The organism is Herbaspirillum sp. Her3, from assembly GCF_057961275.1.
The window spans coordinates 1552599-1576159 of sequence record NZ_CM176328.1 but is presented as its reverse complement, the minus strand read 5'-3'; the positions used below and the strand labels follow the sequence as shown (position 1 = coordinate 1576159).

Sequence of the window (23561 nt, the reverse complement as noted above, 5' to 3'; positions counted from 1 at the left end):
AATCGACTGCCCGCCAGACGATCTGGTGCGTCTCACCTCACGCGCTGCTTCGGCAAAAAGCTTGAAACTCTACGCCGAAACGTTGGCAACCGTTTAATTACTCGCATTTATTTTTGCAATAACACTTCTTTTCCGGTTAGTAGGGAAAATCCCGATGGCGACGAATTCCAGGGGTAGGTAAGGTTCAGCTCAACGCAGAAGAGCCACATTCCATCCCATAAAAACAACAAAACTCGTATTCAATCCCAACAACGCAAGGGGTTTACCGTGTTTCAAAGCATGAAAATCGGAACAAAGCTGGCACTAGGCTTCGCAGCCTTGCTGGCACTGACTGTCCTCGTCGCGGGGATATCGTTGATCAGCATTCGCACGCTGACCAACTCCATCCAAGCAGGCGATGCCGTACAGGCGCAAAAGCTGACACCCCTGTACATCGCTCGCGAGGCATTGGATCAGACCGGGATCGCGGCCCGCAATGCCTATGTCTTTCGCAGCGATGCAGACGCTCAAAAAGAACTGGCCATCGTGGACGAGCAGAAACAGGTCTATCTGAAGGCCATCAAAGATCTCGAGCAGGAGTTCGCGGGGAACAAGGATTTTGACAAAGTGCGGTCCGACATGTTGAAGATGGCCGAGGAACTCAAACGTCCTCGCCTCTACCGGGAAAGCGGAAGGACTGAAGAGTATCGCGATTTCCTGGTCAATGACTGCAGCCCCTTGCGCCGCCAGATCGTTCTGGACATTGGCAAGCTGATTGCGCAGGTCGAAGCGGAAAACAAGAAGGTTCAGCACGATACGAACGATATGGCCCATACCGCCGCAATCTCGGTGGCAGTCCTGACGCTGGTAGTGGCCGCCATTTCCGTCTTGATCGCCGTGCTCATCACACGAGGACTGTTGAAACAGCTGGGCGGCGAGCCCGCTTACGCTGCGCAAATCGCTCAACAAATTGCCGATGGCGATCTGACCACCGACGTCCAAACGAAAGCGGGCGACAGTTCAAGCCTCCTGTTTGCCATCAAGAACATGCGCAACAGTCTGGTGTCCATCGTGGCGCAAGTCCGGCAAGGCACCTCCATGATCGAACAGGCCTCGTCGGAAATCGCCACGGGAAATCTTGATCTGTCCTCCCGCACCGAGCAGCAGGCCAGTTCTCTCGAGGAAACCGCCTCGGCCATGGAAGAACTGATGACCACCGTCAAACAAAATGCCGACAACGCAAAGCAGGCAAGCCAGCTGGCCAACTCCGCTTCGGAGGTGGCCAGCCAGGGCGGTGACGTTGTTGCTCAGGTCGTCACCACCATGGACGGCATCAATTCTTCTTCGCGCAAGATCGTGGACATCATCAGTGTCATTGACGGCATCGCCTTCCAGACCAACATTCTTGCGCTCAATGCCGCGGTGGAAGCGGCACGTGCAGGCGAGCAGGGACGCGGCTTTGCCGTGGTGGCTTCCGAAGTACGCAACCTGGCACAGCGCAGCGCGACCGCCGCCAAGGAAATCACTGACCTGATCAACGATTCGGTGAGCCAGATCGACCGCGGCAGCAAGCTGGTGGAACAGGCTGGCCAAACGATGGAAAACGTCGTCAGCAGCGTCAGACGCGTCACCGATGTCGTGGCCGAGATCTCCATGGCGAGCCAGGAACAGAGTCACGGCATCACCCAGGTCAATACCGCGATTACGCATATGGATGAAGCGACCCAGCAGAATTCCGCGCTTGTCGAGGAAGCCGCCGCAGCAGCAAATTCAATGAAGGAACAGGCTGGCGCTTTGTCCGGACTCGTCGCGACCTTCAAGTTGGACGGTGCCCAGACACCAGGCATGAAGACCCACATGGGCAGCAGCACACGACATGCGCTTGCCGCCGCTCCAGTAGTTTTAATGCGCTAAGCACGGTGTCGCCCTGCACGCCTGCATGGGCGACACCGGTGTCTGGCCAGCGTAGTCTTCAGCGGGCGCAAGCTTGAGGCAGAAATCTCTCCGTGTCAGCTCCGCGCCCCGCCCTGCCCCAGCAATTGGAGTCCGGTTCTGCGTACGAAGGCATCGTAGCCGACGGGCGCTCCCACCTCGGTATCAGCACGGTTGGCCTGTATATACGCCCAGGACCTGCCGTTGCTCGCGTCATAGACCAGCTTGAAAAGGCTTGCGGGCACGGCAATGTGGCCTCGCCCAATCGTGCTCGGTACAGCATCGAACAGCGGCCCCGTAAAGACGAAGACATCCCCGCGCGCCCGCATGGCGTACCTGCGCGTATCCCGTTCGATCCTGGACCATGGCCCGGCATTGTGCCGCTGATTCTGCGGGACCATATTGGCCAGCGAAAAACTCTGGGCCATCGCCTCCGGCGTGGACATGTCGCCCGCCGGCGCCATGTGCCCGCGAGCATAGCCTGATCCCCGGTAGTCCTCCAGTTCGGCGCGTTCGGCGCGGGGCAGCCGTGCCTCGGGGTAGAACCTGTCGGTACGATGCTGCTCCCGCGCATGCAAGAGTGCGGACCGGTTCAGGCGCTCCACCACCACAAAGGGTGTCTTGGTCTGTGTGTTGTAGAGCACCGCAAAAGCGCTGAAACACAATTCCCGCAAATGCGGACCCGCTGGCAATTGCGCAGGATGCGCGCCGGGGAAGAACTGCGGGCATTGTGCAAAGCGCGCAACGGTGCGTCCCGGCCCGGCGTGCCGGACAGGGGCAGGTGGGTCTTCTGCGCCTGTCCACGTGGTGCCGTAGCGGCCGAGACTGAGCGTATCGCGCAAGTCTTCGGTCAGTTGCGGATTGAGGACGCAACTGGCAATGCCGAAGACAACGATCGTCGTGCTGGTGAATGAAATCAGAAAACGACGGAACCCGTCCGATCGTTTCTGCTTGCTTTTTCTGGGGGTGGCGCGCTTGCGGGGTGCTGCCTTTTTCTGTCTTGTTACCATGCGCCCGCATGGTAACTTGCCTCGCTGATCGGTGCCAGCTCAGCAATAAAGGGCCGATCGTTTTCTCATCGGCCAAGTCGATACAGCCACGGGGTGGCAACGGATGCGGAGGCAACGGCCGCCCGCCCCCCGGTCTCCTGCTACGGCATGCCCCAGCAAGTGAGCAACAATCGTCCATCCGGATCCAATTGCCGCGCCAGCGGTGCATAACGATCATCCAGCGTGGCCGCCATCGCATACAGACGGGCTGCGCCCTTCGGCTCCCATTGTCCGGCATAGCCGGGCAAGCCGGCATCCCTGCGCCTGGCATCGAAGGGAACCCTGGAATGGACGAATTCCTCATGGGTTCTGCTACCTTCGGCATACGGCATCAGCCAGTCCAGCGCGTCAGCCAGGCTGCCGCCGCTGCTGCCCTTGAGCGTCAGCCAATGCTCTCCCCTCGCCTGCGCGGCCTGGGCTGCACGCACCAGCGGCTCCAGGTCATAGACCACATAATGCAGGGCATCGCGCTCCTCCATATCGAGGGTGCTGCCATCGTTCAGGATGTTGCGGCCGACCTGTGCGGCAAAAGCCCTGCGCACACGGACCCATAAATTCTCGTCGCCCAGCGCAGCTGCCGCCAGCACTGCCAGCTTGACGCGATGCGAGTTCCAGTTGTTCACCCAGCGCCCGTCGCGGGGCCGGAAGCCGGTCTCCATCTGCTGCAGATACCCTTCGGCCAGGGTGCGGATGAACTGGCCGGCGAGCTTGCGGCTGTCCGCATCCAGGGCATCACGGGCCATGGCATACGCATCAATGTAGGCATCCAGGCTGGTCTCGTCGATGGGATTGAAGCCAGGCTGATAGACCTCGGCCCAGGCGCTCATCAGACGCGACAATTGCCGGGCGTCTTCGGGATCATGGCGCGCCTGCCATAATTGCGCGAGCTGGCGCATCAGTGGCCAGTCGTGCTCGGCCTCGATACTGGCATCCCAGATGCCTTGATGCGGCAAGGTCCCTTCGGTATGAACGTGCGCAATCGCACGCGGCTGCGGCGCCAGGTTCTTGTCCACTGCACGGCGCAGCGCGCCCAGTTGCGCCGGCGACGGTGGGTTGCAGGACGCTTGGCCCCATCCATGGAGCGGCACCAGGGTCAGCAACGCAGCCGTGACGGTCAGGAACCAATGGCCGCGACGTCGCGGATGCCGCTGCTGGCTGGCTGCAGGAAAAGGCAGACGGGCAAGTCCCGCAGAAGGTCGTTTGACAGGCATGGCGGTGTATCAGGAAGGAGGACAGGACACTCCTAACGCCGCTATGGCAGATTGCGTGCACGCAACCCCGCACAGCACATGGACTTGTATGGATCTTGTCTGCTGGACCGACCTGCGCCGCCTTGGTTAGAATGCAGCGAACACTGTTACGGAGACAGTGGCTTACCTCTGCTACTTTCAGATTCGCAAAGCTGGCACCGGATTCTTCTCCCAGCGAATCGAATGGTCAACATCATGGATTGGGTTCCAATCGTCTTCATCATCTTCAAGGTTGCGGTGCTCGGCATCGGCATGTTCTATGCCATCAAATGGCACTACGATCAGGGCAAGAAGGGCAAGCAGGCAGAACGGCGCGCCGTGCTGCGCGCCAGCGGCAAGGTGGCGGTGCTCTTCGTGGTGTCGCTGCTGGTGCTGGGGGCGGCCACCTTTTTCATCTCCCGGATGCTGGGGCTGGAATTGAGTTTCTCCTGATGAGGCAGGCCTCACCGAAGAAAGAAAACTATATAAATAGTTTTTGAAATTCATGCACTTTCGGAACAATGCCATCGGGACAAGGGTAGCCCGGCCTCGGGCCGGCCACGCATTGACGCGCTGACGACGCGTATATTCTTACGATGCTGTCAGCGGGGCTTTCCCACGATTCAGGAATTGACTGATGCACGCATTTCCGTTTCAGTCACATAATCGTGCAGCCGTTCGTTCTGGTGTCAGGACGCAGCCCATCCACCCGGAGACCGCCTCATGAACCCGCGCCCCCGCGCTCGTACCTTGCTGATCGTCGAAGACAACAAGGATGTCAGAAGCATTTTCGCGGAAGTCTTTCAGGGCGTGGGCTATCAGGTGCTGGAAGCAGGTAACGGCGAAGATGCCTTGGCCAAGATGGCCAGTGTGCATGAGTTGGTCGACGTGGTGCTGACCGATCTGCGCATGCCCGTCATGGATGGCCTGGAACTGGCGACCCGGATCAAGGGCGATGCGCGCCTCTGCGCCATCCCGGTGGTCCTGCTCAGTGCCACCCCCATGGTCAACTCCTGGCAGGCTCTCGAGGTGTTCGCTGCACTGCTCACCAAACCCTGTTCCTTCGATCAACTGCTCTCCACCATCGAAGCCGTACAGTAAGCTGAAAGCCCCGTCCAAGCCCGGCAGCAGGAGGTAACGGAGAAGCTACCCGTCCGACAGCCGACACTGACACCATCAAGGGAGCTTCACCGATCCCTGTCCAGCGCAGCCGGCGCGATGATGCAAGGACTGCGCATGAGCGCAGGGCATCCATCAAGGAGTGAAATCATGTCGAACCAGAATCAAGGCGGTACCCGCGGCGGTTCCCACGAGCAGCACGTTCAGGCCGGACAGCAAAGCCACAAGAATGACCAGCAGAACCAGAGCAGCAGCTCTTCCGGTCAACAGCAAGGTGGCGGCACGCGCGGTGGATCGCACGAACAGCACGTGCAAGCCGGGCAGCAAAGCCACAAGAATGACCAGCAGAACCAGAGCAGCAGCGGCTCTGGCCAGCAGCAAGGTGACTCCACCCGCGGCGGCACGCACGAACAGCATGTGAAGGCCGGCCAGCAAAGCCACAAGAACAGCTGATATCGCTGGTTCACCTGCCTTCGCGGCAGGCGCGCGCGCCGGCTTCTCCGATCAGGGGCGGCGCGCCTTCTCTCCTCTTCCTCCCCGCAGCTTCATCACACCTGCCCAAGCCAGCATCGGCTCCATTACCGGATCTTGATCTCGACGAAGCGATTGCGTGGTTCGGCCACGCCGCGTTTCTGCGGTACCCGCGGCTCGCGCGAGCCCTTGCCAATGACCTCGATGCTCAAGGCCTTCACTTCCGCACGTTGCAGTTCGCGCTCGATGAGGCGTGCCCGCCGCAGCGACAAGGCATCATTGAGGGCATCGCTGCCGATGCTGTCCGCATGGCCCGTGAGGATGAATTCGCCGGCCGGAAATTCCTTGATCTCGGCCATGGCCTTCTTCAACAGTTCTTGCGAAGCCGGTGTCAGGCGATCCGTGCCCAGTTCGAACAGCAGCTCATAGCTGCGCGGACGTGCGGGCAGGCTGCGCATGACCTCGACATAGCGGCGGTCCACCTCGGCAGCAGAGATGGTCTGGGTCGGCTCGGCCTTGCCTCCGCGCGTCTCGACCGCTGCGTAGGGCGAGTTCAGGGTCGTTTCGCCGCCGGCGGTCTTGACCACGATGCTGCTGGCCGAACCATCGGGCTGGGGCAACAGAACGAAACGTTCCCTGGGACCAGCGCATCCCGCCGTCAGGAGGACCAGTGCCATCATTGCACAAAGCGTCAGATGCTTATTCACTGCCCACCTCCACGATGAAGTCGGTTCCGCGGATGCCGATGGTGGCCGTCGGGGTGGACAGCGACTGGCTCTCCGGTGCCCGCTTGCCGATCAGTCCGGACACGTAGCGCAGCGTGCCCTTGGCCAAGCGCGCGGCAATGCCGCCCTCATCGGTCTTGTCGTTGTAGGCGTAGCGTTCCAGCAGGAAGTCGCTGTTGGGTCCCAGCGAAATGAGCGTGTCGTCGCGCAAGGTAAAGCCGACCTCGCTGGCGGCTGCCGTCACCACTCGGTCACCCGCATAGAGCCGCTCACCGACGGCCAGCGCCCGGCTATTGCCGTTGCGCTCGGCACGCACATCACCTTGCAAGACCTTGATGATGCCGGCCTGGCTGGCCGTGCTCTCCTGCGCCCATGCGCTGGTTTGGGTCCACAGCACAGCGGCTGCCAGCCCCCAGCCGGCGGCCCGCAACGCGATGCGCGCGCGCCCTGCCCTTGTGATTCTCATGCGTGATTCCTTTGCTGTTGTGATGCTGCAGTCGCTGACGGCGGCGAGAAGAACTGCCGATGCGAGACGCTCATCGTCTTTTCTTGTCATGAGGCTGTCGTCCATTTCGCTCCGGAGGACGATGCCGCAACGCAATTTCGCAGAAAACCGTCCAGGGCGTCAACATTTCTTTACACCTGAACACAGAGATGAGACTCGCCGAGTATTGCGCAACATCTTGTATGGCTGTTCCACGCACAGGCAATGATGAGGAGATGGCGTCGTTTCTCCGGCTGCCTTGTGAAAGCGATTCGCCAGGCTCAACAGGCGTTTTGCCCGCACCCTCGGCAAAAACGAGAGCTTATTTTTTTGCATGAATAGTGCCGAATCAATCTCAGCTCAACAATAAAAAAGCTTACGACTCTTTGCATTTTGCTTTTGCGATAGGTCAATGTGGCAACCATCCGGAAGCCTAGTATTTCCTCACGCGAACAGACACGGACCGTCTCGGCCCGGAGCCGTTGTTTTGCAATCAGGAGAACACTATGGCAATGGCAAATCAGACCTTTGGCTTCTACATGCCAAACGTATCGCTGATGGGTGTGGGTTGCGCCGAGGAAGTCGGCTTGCAGGCCAAGGCATTGGGCGCACGGCGCGTGTTCCTGTGTACCGACGTCGGCATGGTCAAGCTCGGCACGGCAGACAAGATCAAGGCCATCCTCGAGAGAGCGGCCCTGGCCGTCACCATCTATGACGGCTCCGATCCGAATCCGACCGACAAGAACGTGGAACGGGGCGTGCAGCTGTACCGCGCATCGGACTGCGACGCGATCGTATCTCTCGGCGGCGGCAGCGCCCACGACTGCGCCAAGGGCATCGGCATGGTAGTCAGCAACGGTGGCAACATCCGTGACTACGAAGGCTTGAACAAGACCAGCAAGCCCATGCCGCCCTTCCTGGCCATCAACACCACAGCCGGCACGGCCAGCGAGATGACCCGGTTCTGCATCATCACCAATACCGACAACCACGTGAAGATGGCCCTGGTGGACTGGCGCTGTACGCCCAACGTGGCCATCAACGATCCGCTGCTGATGAAGGACATGCCGGCCTCCCTCACCGCCGCCACCGGCATGGATGCGCTCACCCACGCCATCGAAGCCTACGTCTCCACGGCCGCCACGCCCATCACCGATGCGTGCGCCCTGCAGGCGATCCGGCTGATTGCGCAATGGCTGCGTCCGGCCGTGGCCAACGCCCAGCAGATGCAAGCGCGCGACAAGATGGCCTATGCCGAATACCTGGCCGGCATGGCATTCAACAATGCTTCGCTCGGCTACGTCCACGCGATGGCGCACCAGCTGGGTGGTTTCTACAATCTGCCCCATGGCGTGTGCAACGCCATCCTGCTGCCCGAGGTGTGCAGCTTCAACCTCATCGCCTGCCCGCAACGCTACGCCGATATCGCCGAGGCCCTGGGTGAACAGGTCGCCAACCTGTCGGTGATGGAGGCGGCCAACCAGGCCATCAAGGCGATCCGGCAACTGGCCCGCGACGTGGCCATCCCACCGAATCTGGCTGTGCTGGGCGTCAAGGAGAGCGACTTCGAACTGATGGCCGCCAATGCCAAGAAGGACGCCTGCCAGCTCACCAATCCACGCACGGCCACGCTGGAGCAGGTGGTCGCCATCTTCCGCCAGGCCCATCAGGGCTGAGCCCGTTTGCTTTCCGAAAGGTCATCATCATGAACCCCTTGCATTCCGAACATATCGACAAGCAGTACAAGTTGCTCATCAACGGCGAGTGGGTCCCCTCCCGTTCCGGCAATGAATTCACGTCCATCAACCCGGCCTCGGGCGAGCTGCTGGCGCACTGCGCCAATGCCGATCGCGAAGACGTCGATGCTGCCGTGCAGGCCGCATGGTCGGCCTACAAGACCTGGAAGGACACCAGCCCTGCCCAACGCGCCGCCTTGCTGAACCGCATCGCCGATGCCATCGAGGCCAAGGCGCAGCATTTCGCCATGGTCGAAACGCTGGACAACGGCAAGCCCATCCGCGAAACGCTGGCCGTGGACATCCCCTCGGGCATCGATCACTTCCGTTACTTCGCCGCCGCGATCCGTACCGATGAAGGCAGCGCTACCCGCCTGGACAAGAACACCCTGAGCCTGATCCTGCGCGAGCCCATCGGCGTGGTCGGCCAGATCATTCCCTGGAACTTCCCCTTCCTGATGGCCGCCTGGAAGCTGGCCCCCGCGCTGGCCGCCGGGAACTGCGTGGTGATCAAGCCGTCTTCGGATACGTCATTGAGCCTGCTGGAACTGGGCAAGGTGCTCAAGGACATCCTGCCCAAGGGCGTGGTCAACATCGTCACCGGCAAGGGTTCGACCACCGGCAACTACATGCTGGAGCACGAAGGCTTCCGCAAGCTGGCCTTCACCGGCTCGACCGATATCGGCTATACGGTTGCCGAAGCCGCCGCCAAGAAACTCATCCCCTCCACCCTGGAGTTGGGTGGCAAGTCGGCCAACATCATCTTCCCCGATGCACCGTGGGAAAAGATGATCGAAGGCGTGCAGCTGGGCATCCTCTTCAACCAGGGCCAGGTCTGCTGCGCGGGCTCCCGCATCTTCGTGCACAAGAGCATCTACAACCGCTTTGTCGAGGAAGCCGGCAAGGCCTTCTCGCAGGTCAACGTCAACCTGCCCTGGCTGGCCACTACCCAGATGGGCCCGCTGGTCAACGCGCACCAGTTGAAGACGGTGCTGGGTTATGTGGATATCGGCCGCAAGGAAGGTGAAGTCCTGGTCGGTGGCCATCGCATGGGCCGCACTGAACTGCAGGACGGCAATTTCATGGAACCCACGCTGATTGCGACTACCAACACCTCACGCGTGGCGCGAGAAGAAATCTTTGGTCCGGTCGGCGCCGTCATCCCCTTCGAAGAGGAAGAGGAAGTCATCGCCATGGCCAATGACAGCGATTTCGGCCTGGGTGGCGCGGTGTGGACCAAGACCCTCAATACCGCGCTGCGGGTGGCTTCAGGCGTGGAGACTGGTCGCATGTGGGTCAACACCTACAACCAGTTGCCCGCGCATGCGCCGTTTGGCGGCTACAAGAAGTCCGGCATCGGCCGCGAAAACCACAAGATGATGCTGGAGCACTATTCGCAGTGCAAGAACATCTTCATCAGCATGGATGAGGCCAAGCTCGGTCTGTACTAAGCAGTATGAATCTCAGCAGTACGCATCGCCCTCGCAAGAGCCGCCTGCCCCAGGCGCTCTTGCGCAAGTCTCACAAAGGAAATGAACATGACCCTCACGGTTGGAATACCCAAAGAGATATTTCCTGAAGAAAAACGCGTGGCGGCATCGCCCGAGATGGTCGCCAAACTGATTGCCCTGGGTTTCCCGGTGCTGATCGAAACCCAGGCGGGTGCCCCGTCCAGCATGCCGGATGAAGCTTTCCACGCAGCCGGCGCAAGCATCGCCGCTTCCCCCCGACAGGTCTGGCAAGAAGCCGATCTCATTTTCAAAGTACGCGCTCCTTCCCTGGCAGAAGTCGCCTTGATGAAGGAAGGCGCCACGCTCATCAGTTTCATCTGGCCAGCGCAAAACGCCGATCTGATGGCCGCCCTGGCGGCCAGGCGGGCGACGGTGCTGGCCATGGATTGCATCCCCCGCATTTCGCGCGCGCAGAAGTGCGATGCCCTCTCCTCCATGGCCAACATCGCCGGCTACCGCGCCGTGATCGAAGCGGCCAATCATTTCGGCCGGTTCTTCACCGGCCAGATCACGGCGGCGGGCAAGGTGCCGCCGGCCAAGGTGTTCGTCATCGGTGCCGGCGTGGCGGGCTTGGCTGCGCTGGGAACATCGGTCTCGCTGGGCGCCGTGGTGCGCGCCAACGATACCCGCCAGGAGGTGGCCGATCAGATCAAGTCCATGGGAGCCGAGTTCATCGGTGTCAACTATGAGGAGGAAGGCTCCGGTGGCGGTGGCTATGCCAAGGTGATGAGCGAGGGCTACCAGCAAGCCCAGCGCCAGGTCTTTGCCGAGCAGGCCAAGGACGTCGACATCATCATCACCACTGCCCTGGTCCCGGGCAAACCCGCGCCCAGGCTGATTACCGCCGAGATGGTGCGGAGCATGCGTCCCGGCAGCGTGATCGTCGACCTGGCCGCCGAACAGGGCGGCAATTGCGAACTGACGGTGCCGGGCGAGGTCGTGGTGCGCCACGACGTCACGATCATCGGCTATACCGATCTGCCCTCGCGCCTGGCCAAGCAATCCAGCACGCTCTACGCGACCAACCTGCTGCGCCTGACCGAGGAACTCTGCAAGACCAAGGATGGCACCCTGCTGGTCAACATGGACGACGACATGATCCGTGGCGCCACCGTGCTCAAGGACGGTACGGTGACCTGGCCGCCGCCAGCGATCAAGCCGGCGGCAGCCCCGGCCACGCCCGCCGCCAGCGCTCCCGCAGCCGCCCCGCAAGCCAAGCCGGCTCCGGTCAAGAAACCCGCCTCACGCTGGGGCCCGGTGATCTTCGGCGGCATCGCTGCCGTCCTGCTGTGGCTGGTGGGCAGCTATGCGCCGACCGAGTTCCTGGAACACTTCACCGTCTTCATCCTGGCCTGCTTTGTCGGCTACATGGTGGTGTGGAACGTGACCGCTTCCCTGCATACCCCATTGATGAGCGTGACCAATGCGATCTCCAGCATCATCGCCATCGGCGCCATGACCCAGGTGAGCCCGGCACCGGGATCGTCAGGAACGCTCGCGTCCCATCTGATGTTCGTCCTGGCAATTGCCGGCATCGTGCTGACGGCGGTGAACATGTTCGGTGGCTTCGCCGTGACGGGCCGCATGCTGGCGATGTTCCGCAAACAAGGATAATCATGAACCCCTCTTCTCTTGTGACCACCAGCTACATCGGTGCCATCGTCCTGTTCATCATGAGCCTGGGCGGCCTGTCCAACCCGGAAACGGCACGGCGCGGCAACGTCTACGGCATCATCGGCATGGCCGTGGCCATCCTGGCGACAATCTTCGGTCCGCATGTGACGATGAGCGGCCTGCCCTACCTGATCTGCGCCATCCTGGTCGGCGGCACCATCGGACTGATCGCCGCCCGGCGCATCAAGATGACCCAGATGCCCGAGCTGGTGGCATTGATGCACAGCCTGGTGGGCCTGGCGGCCAGCCTGATCGGTTTCGTGTCCTACTTCAGCCACGCCGAATCTGCCATGGGTGTCGGCAGCACCATCCTGAAACTGGAAATTTATATCGGCGTGCTGATCGGCGCGGTTACCTTCTCCGGCTCCCTGATCGCCTTCGGCAAGCTGGCCGGCAAGATCGGCGGCAAACCCCTGATGCTGCCCGCACGTCACTGGCTCAACCTGGCCTGCCTGCTGCTGATGATCTGGCTGGCGGTCGAATTCGTGGGTGCCGCCAGTACCGCGCAAGGACTGGTTCCCTTGCTCATCATGACCGGCCTGGCCCTGCTCTTCGGCATCCACATGGTGATGGCCATCGGGGGGGCCGACATGCCGGTAGTGGTGTCGATGCTCAACTCCTATTCCGGCTGGGCCGCCACGGCCACCGGCTTCATCCTCTCCAATGACCTGCTCATCGTCACCGGCGCACTGGTGGGGTCGTCCGGGGCCATCCTCTCTTCCATCATGTGCAAGGCCATGAACCGCAACTTCCTGAGCGTCATTGCTGGCGGCTTCGGAACGGGTGGAACGGCGGTCAAGGGCGCTCAGGCGACCATCGCTGGCGAGGTCACGGCCATCAGCGCCCAGGACACGGCGGCCCTGCTCAAAGAAGCCAAGAGCGTCATCATCGTGCCGGGCTACGGCATGGCGGTGGCCCAGGCTCAGCACACCGTGTGGGAAATCACGGCGTTCCTGCGCGAGCGGGGCGTCAAGGTGCGCTTCGGCATCCACCCAGTCGCCGGCCGCATGCCTGGCCATATGAACGTGCTGTTGGCCGAGGCCAAGGTACCCTATGACATCGTGATGGAAATGGATGAGATCAACCACGACTTCCCGGAGACCGACGTGGCCATCGTGATCGGCGCCAACGATATCGTCAACCCGGCCGCCGAAGACGATCCCGCCAGCCCCATCGCCGGCATGCCGGTGCTGCAGGTCTGGAAAGCCAAATGCGCCATCGTCATGAAGCGCTCGATGGCTTCAGGCTATGCCGGAGTGGACAATCCGCTGTTCTACCGGGACAACACCAGGATGCTGTTTGGCGATGCCAAGAAGATGCTCGATGAGGTGCTGCTTGCGCTGAAGGGATGAATCCAGGGCCTGCCTTGCAGCAATGTCCACAAAAAAACCGACCTGCAAGGGTCGGTTTTTCAATGACGGCGTGCTGCCCAAGGTGGCCTCAGGCAGCCTGCTTGGCTTCCAGCATCGATTCTTCCAGCGCGATCAGGGATTCGATGGCGGCGATCAGCATGCCGATGCGGTGACGGCGATAAATCAGGCGTTTTCTTGCACGATTGTTCATGTTTTCTCCAGCAACCGGCGCAGGGCCGGCGAGTTGACGGGTTGAGCCGCCGTCCACGCGCCTGAAGCTTCATATGGCCTCCAAGCGGGCATCCAGCGGCCGAGGCCCGACATTATAGCCGACCCGCGTGCCACGACCTCACGCCACGCAAGCCCGCCGATACCGTTCGCTGTAGAGCCGGGTCGCCTCCAGGCCCGGCACGACGTGGTGTCGGGCCGGTGCCAGCTCGGCCACCAGGGCATCTAGGTCCACCTCACGCAAGGCCACGGCTGGCACGGCCGGGGCTTCGGCGGCGGCGTTTTCAAGACCCCGGGCCAACGCCCGGAAAGTCGGCTGGCGACGACCATCGGTCCAGCCATCTTCGATCCACTCGCGGATGACCTGCTTTTCGTAGCCATCGAAGACCCCGAACATCTGGCCTCCGGCCGCATCGATCAGGCGCCAGAAGCGGCTCTGGCTGGCCTCCTCGCCGCGCGTGATCCAGCTGGCCTTTTCCATCTCTTCCAGAAAGCGCGCCATGCCCTCGGGCTGTTCCAGCCACTGGTTGACGGTCTTGTCGCCGATGCGGCAATAGTCCGAGTGCATCATGCGGCCAAACGGGGCCTTCCCGGCCAGCACCTGCACCACCTCATCCTGCAGCACGAAGGACCGGATCACGCCCAGCGTGCTGGCGCCCAGCTCATTGAGCAGATAGCCGCGCCTGACACCCTGCATGAAGGCTTGTGTATCAGGAGCTTGCGCAGCAGCCTGCGCGACCGCATCGGCGGCCTTGCGGGCGTGGCCGCTGGCGGCGTTGTCGATGGTCACGTGCAGCGTGAAGTAATAGGGATCGATACCCAGTTCATTGAGTTCGTAGGCGGTGATGAGCAGATGCAGCGGCAACTGTTCGTAGCCCAGGTTGAAGCCGAACACCTCGGCCTCAAACTGATCGCCATGATGCGCCAGGCCCAGCTGGATGGCGCCCTGGACATAATGCTCGTCAGACAGCGCTGGGCCATGCTCGCAGCCATGGGCGGCCAGCAGGCTGCGGTAGAGGGTCACGTGATTCATGGCCGCATCGCCATCGCCCAGCTCTTCCAGATAAGTCAGGATCAGGGGGCGGTAGAGCGGGTCGCGCCAGCGCTTGACCGCACTGTAAAGCCAGGCGCCATCGACCATCTTGGTAGGGGCTACGCGGCGCAGGAAATTGAGGGCATGGGCCTTGCCGCTGAAGTAGCGACGTGGCGCGCCTTGCTGGCGCTCTTTCAGGTAGCTTTCATAAGCGCGGGCGACCTCGGCGGCACGGGCCTCCATCCATCCTGCCAGTGCATCGGGATGGTCGGGCAGATCGCAGGGCAAGCCGGCCGCCTGTTCCATCTGTTGCCGCAGGTAATCCTGCCCCATGGCCAGTGCGCCCTCGTCGGGCCACGGCACGAACAGCTGTGCATACACGTGGGCAGCCTGCAGGGCACCGGGCTGGTGGCGGTAGGCTTGGGCGGCCGAGCGGGCGGCCTGCATTTCCTCGACGGTAGATCGCATACGTCCTCGCGCATAGTCAGATGCTCGCAGCATGCAATGCGCAGCACGGCAGCGCTATCAGCGGGCGGCCAGCCTTGCTGTCGGAGAATGCCCGCCGCGCGGTAGGACGTTGCGACACGGCGGGCCCAGCCATTGTCTTGGCGGTTTTTATGTCCGATAATCGCGGCCATGAACGATACCGCACAACGCCCCGCCCTCCCCGATCGCCTCAGCATCGATCCCCGCAGCCCGCATTACGATGCGGCCATTTTCGAGTACGACATCGGCATCAAGCTCAACGACAAGGAATTCAACAACGTCAGCGAGTATTGCATCAGCGAAGGCTGGATCAAGATCCCCGCCGGCCGCGCGCTGGACCGCAAGGGGCAGCCCATGCTGACCAAGCTGAAGGGGCGGGTTGAGCCTTTCTATCGTTGATTGGCTGCAGCGGTTACTGCCCCATTTCCTTTCCCGCATACAAGAAGGCCCGCAACAATGCTGCGGGCCTTTTGCTTTTTGCTTGATGATGCAGCAACGCCGGTTTAGACCACCAGCGCCACCCGCCCCACCCGGAACACGGCCACCGCCTGCACCAGTTCGCGTGCCTGTCCCGACAGGCTGATGGCCGCGGCTGCGCTTTCTTCCACCAGCGCCGCATTCTGCTGCGTGGTGGTATCCATCTGCGCCACTGCCTGTCCGACCTGGGCGATGCCGGTATTCTGCTCGGCCGTGGCAGCGTTGATACCGACCATGATGTCGCTGACGCGGCGAATCGAAGTCACGATCTCTTCCATGGTCTTGCCGGCCTGGTCCGCCAGTTGCGTGCCCTGCCCCACCTGATCGACGCTGGCGGTAATCAGCTCCTTGATCTCGCGTGCGGCCGTGGCCGAACGCTGGGCCAGGCTGCGCACCTCGGTGGCCACCACCGCAAAACCGCGGCCCTGCTCGCCGGCACGGGCCGCTTCCACCGCCGCATTGAGCGCCAGGATATTGGTCTGGAAGGCGATGCCATCGATCACGCCGATGATGTCGCTGATGCGGTCCGAGCTGGCGTGGATGCCTTGCATGGTCTGCACCACCTGCTGCACCACCGCGCCCCCCTGGCTGGCCACCTCGGCGGCATCGCGCGCCAGCTGTCCGGCCTGGCGTGCGCCCTCGGCATTCTGCTGCACGGTCGAGCCCAGTTCTTCCATCGACGCGGCGGTCTGCTGCAAGGCGCTGGCCTGCTCTTCGGTGCGCTTGCTCAGGTCCGCATTGCCTTGGGCGATCTGGGCGCTGGCCGTGGCCACGCTCTCGGAATTGCTGCGCACGCTGCCGACCACCTTGCTCAGCTGCGCCGTCATGGCCTGCATGGCCAGCAGCAGGCGTGCCACTTCATCGCTGCCCTTGACCTCGACGTGCCGGGTCAGGTCGCCGGCAGAAATGGCTTCAGTCAGGCGCACTGCCTCGCCGATGGCGCCGGTGGTGGCGCGAGTGATGGCCACCATCACCCACAGCGCGGCCAGTGCCAGCGCTGCCAGCGACACGCACAACAGGATCAGTTCATTGCGCAGGCGCGGGATCTTGGCTTGCAGCTCGCCACGCATCATGTCAAAGGAAGCGTGGACCAGCACGAATTGCGTATCGATGATGCGCGTCATGGTGGCGACCCATTGCGAGGCCGGCATGGTGAGCTGGTCGGCACGCACGATGGCGCTGTCGGCCAGTTTGAAGGCTTCGTCAGCCGCCGCCACGGCAGCCGCACGCGCACTCTCCACGTCAGCCGGCAGGGGACGACGGCCGGCTGCCAGCGTCAGCGAACGGCGGGCGCTTTCATAGCTGCGGCGGGCACGGTCGGAGAGATTCTCCATGCGGGCACGTTCTTCGGCATCGGCCTGTCCGCGTCCCAGCATCACGGCACCGCGCGCACGGGCCTGGCCCAATGCCTCGGTCAGTTGCGGCAGTTCGGTCATGACGGCGCGCTGGACGTAGAACAGTGCCGCTTCCGCTTCCAGCGCCAGGCCGGAACTGTTGGCGAGGTCATCAATGAGGTCCAGTTCGCGCTTGATCAGTTCGACGTGCCGCAGATTGCTCTGGGCACCGCTGATGGACTTGGCGGCGATGCTCTGCGTGAGCGTGCGCCAGTCGGCGGCCAGGCTGTCCAGCGTGTCATTGAGGGCCTTGTCTTCCAGCGGCAGCAAGCCGGTGCGTACGCGCTCAAGCGTGGCATCGACGTCCTTCTGGCGCTCGATGCGGGTGGCGGCAGCGCCGTCGCCATCGGCCAGATACAGAGCCGACAGGCCGCGGTGCTGTTGCATCTGTTTGAGCAGCAACAGCAATTCACGGGCGGGCTCGATGGCCAGGCCTTCGCGCTGCGCAGTAACGAGTTCTTCGAGATTGGCGCGCACCAGCAGCGTAGTGGGCACGATGAACAGCATGAAAGCGAGTGTTCCGATGAGGACGAATTTGCGTGAGTAATTGAGATGATTGATCCAGGCGCGCATGATGTTATTGGTGTTGATGTGGAGGATAGGGCCGTCGTTGGCCGCGTGCGCTGCCGCGCGAGACGCTCCGTTGCGCCGAAAAGCCCCGGTTTCCGGGACTTTTGCAGTAGGGAAATCTTGATGAACTTAGCCTTTTCCCCGTATTGAATTCTGTTGGCGAAGTGAGTTTTCGTTGTTGAATGCCAACTTTCTCATCTTGTGCCGCAGCTCGTCATAAATACGAGCCAGGTCTAGACCAAGGCTGATCTTGCGGAGTTCCTCAAGGAAAGAAATAAGAGCCCGCGACAGGTCAAGTCTCACTGGAACTCATGCTCTCTCACCAAACATCAGGGCCTCTTCGGGAAGAAGAAAGCCAACAATGAGAATGCCCGGCGCTATTTGGCGCGGCCGCTTTCGTCCGGGCCTGCGGCATCGATGCGCAAATCGGTTTCGAAACTTTGCAGCACCGCGCGCAATTCGCCGCGCTTTTGCATCGCCTCCAGTTGCGCATTGATACGCGGCAGCAGCTTCACGCAGGGATTGGCGCGGCTCATGGCGATGTAGTTGTCGGTCTCGGTGACGAAGGGACGCAGCGGGACGAAGCGATCGGCCTGGCCCGACTGGTTCAGGTAGATCACGCCGTTGTAGTAACCGGTAATGAGGTAATCGATACGGCCCGAATCGAGCTTGCTGAAATTCATGTAAAACTTTTGCGCCGTCTCGATGGTGAGATGGTCGCGCATGAATTCATCGAAGCCGCCACCGAACTGGTTGCCCAGCGTAATGGCACCGCGCTTGCCGATCAGGTCCTTCCACTCGGCATAGGCAAAGCGCCGGTCGCGCGCCACGAAGACCGCAATCGGATTGGGAAACAAGGGCACCGAGGCAAAGGCCAGGTATTGCTGGCGCTCAGGCGTTTTCTTGAGCGAGGACACCATGGCCACTTCACCGGTCTCGGCTTCCTTGAGCACACGGCTGAACGGGCCGACGTAGCGCAACTCATAGGGGATGTTGAGGGCGCTCAACGCGCGCGTGGCGATCTCGATGCTGGCCCCCGTGAGGCGCTTGCCATCGTACCAGTGCAGGGGTGCGTAATCGGAATCGGCCGAGATGACGACCTTGCTGCAATCGGCCGCCACCACGCTCAGCGGCGCGATCATTAGCGCCAGCGCGGCGAGCCTGGCGGCGCAGGATGTGATGTGCATGGTTCCCCCCTTTTCTCTGGATTCGTCAGCCATCCTGTGCAGGCAGCTGCGAGCAGATCATGTCGGCTTGAGCATAACCCGGAGATGGCGGATACCCAAATGCATTTCGCACCCTCCGGGACAGATGCACATTTTTTTGCTACAGCCATTGTCGACAAACCTGTCACAGATCAAGGCTCGCCGTCGTGCTCGTAGCGCTCCATGAGTACAGCCATATGCGCGGGTGACTGCGGGCATGGCGTATCGCTGCGCCATGATGGAGCAACGATACGTCTTGTAACGAAATGGGGCAGGCGTGTCAGCTTCCGCACTGACATCGCCTCCACCCTTCACAGGCTTTTCCACTCGCAGGCGGGCCGCGCCTGACGCCTTCTTTCATGCGGCACCCGCATGGATGAGTTCGATGGAACTCGATTCCGTAGCGCTGCAAGAAGCGGCTGGAGGACCGGCGCACGCAATGGCGCGGCTGTCAGACACGCGCGAAAAATCCGACAAGAACATGCTGGCCTTTCCGACTGCCGCGGGGCTGCCCGCTTTCTATGATGAAGCCAAGTTTTCAAGCAATGCAGGCATCCCGGCTGAACCTTGCCCCGCCTGCTTGCCGAAAACGAGGCAAGCCTGCTGAGGTGCGCAAACGCGATTGCCGCCGAAGCCACTGAAGTCCCGACTGCATTCACGCTGTATCGAATGCGCAACCAAGGATAAAGGAGAACAGCCATGACCAAGACCTTCCTCACCGCCGCCGTGCTGGCCGCCGCCACCTTCGCCACCGGTGCCTATGCCCAGTCGTATGACCAGGGCGGCGGTTCCATGCAGGGCACCCCGCAGCAGCAATATGATGCTGCGCCGTCGCCTTCATCCTCGTCTTCGCAGTACTACAACTATCAGGGCGGTCAGACCAGCTCGCCGGCTGCCGTACAGGAAAGCGGCCAGAACGGCCAGTACACCGATGCCAAGAGCTATGACGTCCCCAACGGGCGTCCCAACAACTATGCGCGTGAACAGAAGGACGGCCCGCTGGGCACTTCTCCGGGCGCATAACTCCCTCCGCGCCGACCTCAGCGCCCCGGCCCCGGCCGGGGCGTTTTGTTTGCACGCGCACCCGCTGGCCCGGCTTGCCGTAGAATCGCGCTTTTGCCGGCGCCTCTTCCTTGCGCCGGATGTACCTGGTCCTGCGATGAATCCTCAACTTGTCGGCCGCGGCATCGGCTTGTCCGTGCTGGCCTCTTCCCTGTTTGCCTTTCTTTCCGGATACACCCGTCTGCTGGCGCCACTGAATGGCACGGACATCTTTTCCTGGCGCATCCTCATCACGCTGCTCTGCGTGCTGGGCCTGCTGGCCTGGCGTAGAGAGCTGCCGCGCCTGCGCGCGGCCATGGCCGAACTGCTGGCCAGCCCGGCACGCGTGCTGCTGCTGGTGCTGATGTCGGCCTTGCTGGGCTTGCAGCAGTGGATCTTCCTGTGGGGATCGGTCAATGGCCGGGCGCTGGAGATCTCGCTCGGCTACTTCATGTTGCCCTTGTCGATGGTGCTGGTCGGGCGCTTCTACTATGGCGAGAAGATGGACCTGCTGCAGCGCCTGGCCGTGCTGTGTGCCTGCATCGGCGTGGTGCACGAGCTGTGGATGACGCGCGCCTTTTCCTGGCCGACGCTGGCGGTGGCGCTGGGCTATCCGCCTTACTTCATCCTGCGCCGGCGTATCCACCTTGATTCCATGCTCATCTTCGCGGTGGAATTGATGGTACTGTCGCTGCCCTCGCTGGCGGCCCTGACGCTCAGTCCGGCAACGGCCCCCACCTTGCACACGCCGGCCATGTGGCTGCTGCTGCCGGGCCTGGGGGTACTCAGCATGATCGCCCTGACCAGCTACCTGCGCGCCGGCAAGCTGCTGCCCATGGGTCTGTTCGGCATCCTGGGCTATGTGGAACCGGTGCTGCTGGTGCTGGTGGCCATGGCGGTGCTGGGCGAGAGCCTGCACCTGGCGCAGTTGCGCACCTACGTGCCGATCTGGCTGTCGGTGCTGCTGACGGCCCTGCACAGCGTGAAGCTGATGCGCCGGCCTGCACTTGAGCCCTTGAATTGAGGGCTTTTTCGCGGACTGATCGCAGCCAGCTGAGCTGCAGCTTCTCCTTATACTGATGCAAACGGTCAACCCTGGGGAGGGATCAGGCCGGCAGGAGGGGGAGAAATCATATGCGGCCAATGCTGGCAAAGGCAGGGCGGGTTGCGCGCCATTCGGTAGCGCGGCGGGCCCGTCTGTTCGTCGTGCTGATCTGCGCGGCCATCGCTGCAGGCCACCTGTGGCAGAGTCTGGCGGCACGGGCGGTGCAGCTGGAAAATACCCGCACCTATTCCGGCAACATCGCACGCGCCCTGGCGCGCCATGCCTATGACGTGTTCCAGGCGACCCACGGCACACTGATCAATATCAGCGACCGCATCGACGAAGGCGGTGCGGGCGGTGCACAGATCCATGCGATGAGCCCGATCCTGCGCCGGCTGGCCAGCGAGATGCCGCAACTGGACGGGCTCTACATCTACGACGCCCAGGGCAAGCGCGTAGCCAGTTCGTCGCCGCCACGACCGACCGACGCCAACAATGCCGACCGCGCCTATTTCATCTACCACCGCGACCACGACGATCCCGAGCCGCGCATCCATGGGAGCCTGGTCAGCCGCGGCACCGGCCAGTGGGTCATCCCCATGTCGCGCCGCCTGAATCATCCCGATGGCCGCTTTGCCGGCGTGCTGCTGGCGACCTTGCGGCTGGATCACTTCAATGCGCTGTATCAGACGGTGGACATCGGTCGCAACAGTTCCATCCTCCTCATCCTGCGCCCCGGCATCGTGCTCACCCGCCAGCCCTTCGAGCCAGCCTACATCAGCCGCGACCTGAACCAGGAGCAGGGCATGCGGGCGGTGCTGGCCAGCCAGCAGAGCGGTCATGCGGAAATCGTTTCACCGCTGGACCGCATCGACCGCTACATCGCCTATCAACCTGTGACCGGCTTCCCGCTGCTGGTGACCGTGACCGTCTCCAAGGATGAAGCCCTGGCCCCCTGGCGTCAGCAGACCATCGTCTATGGAGCCGGGGTACTGCTGTTGCTGATCATCATCGGCCTGTTCGGCTGGCGCCTGATCGGCCAGATCGAGCTGCGCCTGGTCGCAGAGGACCGCGCGCTGCAGGTCATGGGCGAACTGCACCAGGCCAACCAGCGCCTGGAATTGCTGGCGCACCAGGATGGTCTGACGGGCCTGGCCAACCGGCGCCATCTCGATACCGTCATGCAGGCCGAGTTCCGCCGTGCCTTGCGTAGCGGCTCAGCGCTGTCGCTGATCATGATCGACGTGGATTTCTTCAAGCAGTACAACGATCTCTATGGCCATCAGGCCGGCGACGAATGCCTGCGCCGCATCGCCGCCGTGTTGAAGGAACGCCAGCGCCGTCCCGGCGACCTGGCCGCGCGCTATGGCGGCGAGGAAATGCTGATGCTGCTGCCCGAGACCGACGCCGCCGGTGCCATGCAGGTGGCCGAGAAGATCCGGGCCGGCATCCAGGCGCTGGACCTGCCCCATCGCGGCAATCCGCGCGGTGTGGTGACGGCCAGCGCCGGCGTATGCGCGATGGAACTGCTGCCCCCGGGCGAGCGCTCGGTGGAAGACTTGCTGGGCCGCGCCGATGCCGCGCTCTACGAAGCCAAGCACGGCGGCCGCAACCAGGTGCGGCTGGCGCAAGCCGCCATGCCGACCGCGCCGCACTAAGCAAGCGTCCCTCCTCTACGCAAACAAAATGCCGCCCGGTGCGAACCAGGCGGCATTTTTTTCGCAGATGCTGAACGGCAGCCTTCGTCCTGGACGAAGGCTGCGTGGCCGCTTACTCCTTGTGGTAGGACGTCACGCGGTCCACTTCATTCTTCGATCCCAGGAACACGGCCACGCGCTGGTGCAGCTTTTCGGGCTGGATGTCCAGGATGCGCTGGTGGCCATCGGTGGCGGCGCCACCGGCCTGTTCGACGATGAAGGCCATGGGGTTGGCTTCATACATCAGGCGCAGCTTGCCGGGTTTGCCGGGTTCGCGGGCGTCGGCGGGATACATGAAGACGCCGCCACGGTTCAGGATGCGATGCACGTCGGCCACCATGGAAGCGATCCAGCGCATGTTGAAATCCTTGCCGCGCGGACCGGTCACGCCGGCCAGCATTTCATCGACGTAGCGCTTGACCGGCGGGAACCAGTGGCGCTGGTTGGAGGCGTTGATGGCGAATTCCTTGGTGTCCTCGGGAATCTGAATGTCCTTCTGGGTCAGCACCCAGGCGCCCATTTCGCGGTCCAGCGTGAAGCAGTGCACGCCGTCGCCAGTGGTCAGCACCAGCACCGTCTGCGGACCATACACCGCATAGCCGGCGGCGACCTGCCTGGTGCCGGGCTGCATGAAGTCCTGCTCGCTGGGTTCGGTCATGCCTTCGGGGGCCTTGAGCACCGAGAAGATGGTACCAATGGAGACGTTCACGTCGATGTTGGAAGAGCCATCCAGCGGATCGAACATCAGCAGGTATTCACCCTTGGGATAGCGGTTGGGAATGCGGTGGATGGTTTCCATTTCTTCCGAGGCCATTGCCGCCAGGTGGCCGCCCCACTCATTGGCTTCCAGCAGGATCTCGTTGGAGATCACGTCCAGTTTCTTCTGCACTTCGCCCTGCACGTTCTCGCTGCCGGCACTGCCCAGCACTTCGCCCAGGGCGCCCTTGCCGACGGCATGCGAGATCGACTTGCAGGCACGGCCGACGACTTCGATCAGCAGGCGCAGTTCGGACGGGATCTTGTTGTGCAGGCGTTGCTGCTCGATCAGGTGTTGCGTGAGGCTGATGCGTTTCATGGTGGTCTTCCTTGCAGTGGTTTTTATGATGAATGAATCGAATGGATAA

The 23561-nt window shown here is 62.3% G+C and carries 22 protein-coding genes; 13 read left to right on the top strand and 9 right to left on the bottom strand.

What is annotated here, in order from left to right:
- The first annotated feature begins 279 nt into the window (after nucleotides 1-279).
- Nucleotides 280-1893, top strand: a complete 1614-nt coding sequence (locus ACVC5H_RS07165; protein WP_489622663.1) for a methyl-accepting chemotaxis protein — start codon at nucleotides 280-282, stop codon at nucleotides 1891-1893.
- 95 nt (nucleotides 1894-1988) lie between these two features.
- Here the strand turns inward: ACVC5H_RS07165 and ACVC5H_RS07160 are convergent, their stop codons facing one another.
- Together ACVC5H_RS07160 and ACVC5H_RS07155 are read right to left on the bottom strand one after the other, a co-directional pair.
- Complete coding sequence (locus ACVC5H_RS07160) at nucleotides 1989-2921, bottom strand: DNA/RNA non-specific endonuclease (protein ID WP_489621663.1); 933 nt, start codon at nucleotides 2919-2921, stop codon at nucleotides 1989-1991.
- A 140-nt stretch (nucleotides 2922-3061) separates the two neighbouring features.
- Nucleotides 3062-4171, bottom strand: coding sequence for an alginate lyase family protein (locus tag ACVC5H_RS07155; RefSeq protein ID WP_489621662.1), 1110 nt, complete (start codon nucleotides 4169-4171; stop codon nucleotides 3062-3064).
- Between the two features lie 234 nt (nucleotides 4172-4405).
- On the opposite strand from ACVC5H_RS07155, the gene ACVC5H_RS07150 reads away from it, so the two are divergent.
- The 3 genes from ACVC5H_RS07150 (at nucleotide 4406) to ACVC5H_RS07140 (ending at nucleotide 5761) form a co-directional block, all read left to right on the top strand.
- Entirely contained in the window at nucleotides 4406-4642 is a 237-nt protein-coding gene (locus ACVC5H_RS07150) for a hypothetical protein (protein ID WP_489621661.1), read from the top strand.
- Between the two features lie 270 nt (nucleotides 4643-4912).
- Nucleotides 4913-5290, top strand: a complete 378-nt coding sequence (locus ACVC5H_RS07145; RefSeq protein WP_489621660.1) for a response regulator — start codon at nucleotides 4913-4915, stop codon at nucleotides 5288-5290.
- A 168-nt stretch (nucleotides 5291-5458) separates the two neighbouring features.
- Nucleotides 5459-5761: a hypothetical protein gene (locus ACVC5H_RS07140; protein ID WP_489621659.1), complete on the top strand. Its 303-nt coding sequence runs from the start codon at nucleotides 5459-5461 to the stop codon at nucleotides 5759-5761.
- 125 nt (nucleotides 5762-5886) lie between these two features.
- Here ACVC5H_RS07140 and ACVC5H_RS07135 read toward each other — a convergent pair whose 3' ends face one another.
- Together ACVC5H_RS07135 and ACVC5H_RS07130 are read right to left on the bottom strand one after the other, a co-directional pair.
- Nucleotides 5887-6399, bottom strand: coding sequence for an OmpA family protein (locus ACVC5H_RS07135; protein ID WP_489621658.1), 513 nt, complete (start codon nucleotides 6397-6399; stop codon nucleotides 5887-5889).
- A 79-nt stretch (nucleotides 6400-6478) separates the two neighbouring features.
- Complete coding sequence (locus tag ACVC5H_RS07130; protein ID WP_489621657.1) at nucleotides 6479-6970, bottom strand: FecR family protein; 492 nt, start codon at nucleotides 6968-6970, stop codon at nucleotides 6479-6481.
- Nucleotides 6971-7500: 530 nt separating this feature from the next.
- Here ACVC5H_RS07130 and ACVC5H_RS07125 point away from each other — a divergent pair.
- The 4 genes from ACVC5H_RS07125 to pntB all read left to right on the top strand — a co-directional run bounded on the left by ACVC5H_RS07125 (nucleotide 7501) and on the right by pntB (nucleotide 13261).
- On the top strand, nucleotides 7501-8664 hold the full coding sequence (locus ACVC5H_RS07125; RefSeq protein ID WP_489622662.1) for an iron-containing alcohol dehydrogenase: 1164 nt from the start codon (nucleotides 7501-7503) through the stop codon (nucleotides 8662-8664).
- Nucleotides 8665-8693: 29 nt separating this feature from the next.
- A complete protein-coding gene (locus ACVC5H_RS07120; RefSeq protein ID WP_489621656.1) occupies nucleotides 8694-10175 on the top strand; it encodes an aldehyde dehydrogenase family protein in 1482 nt (493 codons plus the stop codon).
- An 87-nt stretch (nucleotides 10176-10262) separates the two neighbouring features.
- On the top strand, nucleotides 10263-11849 hold the full coding sequence (locus tag ACVC5H_RS07115) for a Re/Si-specific NAD(P)(+) transhydrogenase subunit alpha (protein WP_489621655.1): 1587 nt from the start codon (nucleotides 10263-10265) through the stop codon (nucleotides 11847-11849).
- Between the two features lie 2 nt (nucleotides 11850-11851).
- On the top strand, nucleotides 11852-13261 hold the full coding sequence (pntB, locus tag ACVC5H_RS07110) for a Re/Si-specific NAD(P)(+) transhydrogenase subunit beta (RefSeq protein WP_489621654.1): 1410 nt from the start codon (nucleotides 11852-11854) through the stop codon (nucleotides 13259-13261).
- 88 nt (nucleotides 13262-13349) lie between these two features.
- On the opposite strand, the gene ACVC5H_RS07105 is transcribed toward pntB, so the two are convergent.
- Both ACVC5H_RS07105 and ACVC5H_RS07100 read right to left on the bottom strand, forming a co-directional pair.
- Entirely contained in the window at nucleotides 13350-13472 is a 123-nt protein-coding gene (locus ACVC5H_RS07105; RefSeq protein WP_338716094.1) for a hypothetical protein, read from the bottom strand.
- Nucleotides 13473-13610: 138 nt separating this feature from the next.
- Nucleotides 13611-14990: an iron-containing redox enzyme family protein gene (locus ACVC5H_RS07100; protein ID WP_489621653.1), complete on the bottom strand. Its 1380-nt coding sequence runs from the start codon at nucleotides 14988-14990 to the stop codon at nucleotides 13611-13613.
- A 168-nt stretch (nucleotides 14991-15158) separates the two neighbouring features.
- Here ACVC5H_RS07100 and ACVC5H_RS07095 point away from each other — a divergent pair, with 168 nt between their 5' ends.
- Nucleotides 15159-15407 carry a DUF3297 family protein gene (locus ACVC5H_RS07095; RefSeq protein ID WP_489621652.1) on the top strand — a complete coding sequence of 83 codons (249 nt, stop codon included), beginning with the start codon at nucleotides 15159-15161 and terminating at the stop codon, nucleotides 15405-15407.
- Between the two features lie 104 nt (nucleotides 15408-15511).
- On the opposite strand, the gene ACVC5H_RS07090 is transcribed toward ACVC5H_RS07095, so the two are convergent.
- Nucleotides 15512-17386 carry a methyl-accepting chemotaxis protein gene (locus ACVC5H_RS07090; protein WP_489621651.1) on the bottom strand — a complete coding sequence of 625 codons (1875 nt, stop codon included), beginning with the start codon at nucleotides 17384-17386 and terminating at the stop codon, nucleotides 15512-15514.
- 440 nt (nucleotides 17387-17826) lie between these two features.
- Nucleotides 17827-18636 carry a substrate-binding periplasmic protein gene (locus tag ACVC5H_RS07085; protein ID WP_489621650.1) on the bottom strand — a complete coding sequence of 270 codons (810 nt, stop codon included), beginning with the start codon at nucleotides 18634-18636 and terminating at the stop codon, nucleotides 17827-17829.
- Nucleotides 18637-19039: 403 nt separating this feature from the next.
- On the opposite strand from ACVC5H_RS07085, the gene ACVC5H_RS07080 reads away from it, so the two are divergent.
- The 4 genes from ACVC5H_RS07080 to ACVC5H_RS07065 all read left to right on the top strand — a co-directional run bounded on the left by ACVC5H_RS07080 (nucleotide 19040) and on the right by ACVC5H_RS07065 (nucleotide 22398).
- Entirely contained in the window at nucleotides 19040-19261 is a 222-nt protein-coding gene (locus tag ACVC5H_RS07080) for a hypothetical protein (RefSeq protein WP_489621649.1), read from the top strand.
- Between the two features lie 92 nt (nucleotides 19262-19353).
- Complete coding sequence (locus ACVC5H_RS07075) at nucleotides 19354-19677, top strand: hypothetical protein (RefSeq protein WP_489621648.1); 324 nt, start codon at nucleotides 19354-19356, stop codon at nucleotides 19675-19677.
- Nucleotides 19678-19813: 136 nt separating this feature from the next.
- A complete protein-coding gene (gene rarD, locus ACVC5H_RS07070) occupies nucleotides 19814-20719 on the top strand; it encodes an EamA family transporter RarD (protein WP_489621647.1) in 906 nt (301 codons plus the stop codon).
- Nucleotides 20720-20838: 119 nt separating this feature from the next.
- Nucleotides 20839-22398, top strand: a complete 1560-nt coding sequence (locus ACVC5H_RS07065) for a sensor domain-containing diguanylate cyclase (protein WP_489621646.1) — start codon at nucleotides 20839-20841, stop codon at nucleotides 22396-22398.
- A gap of 112 nt (nucleotides 22399-22510) precedes the next feature.
- Here ACVC5H_RS07065 and ACVC5H_RS07060 read toward each other — a convergent pair whose 3' ends face one another.
- On the bottom strand, nucleotides 22511-23512 hold the full coding sequence (locus ACVC5H_RS07060; RefSeq protein WP_489621645.1) for a class 1 fructose-bisphosphatase: 1002 nt from the start codon (nucleotides 23510-23512) through the stop codon (nucleotides 22511-22513).
- Nucleotides 23513-23561 lie beyond the last annotated feature (49 nt).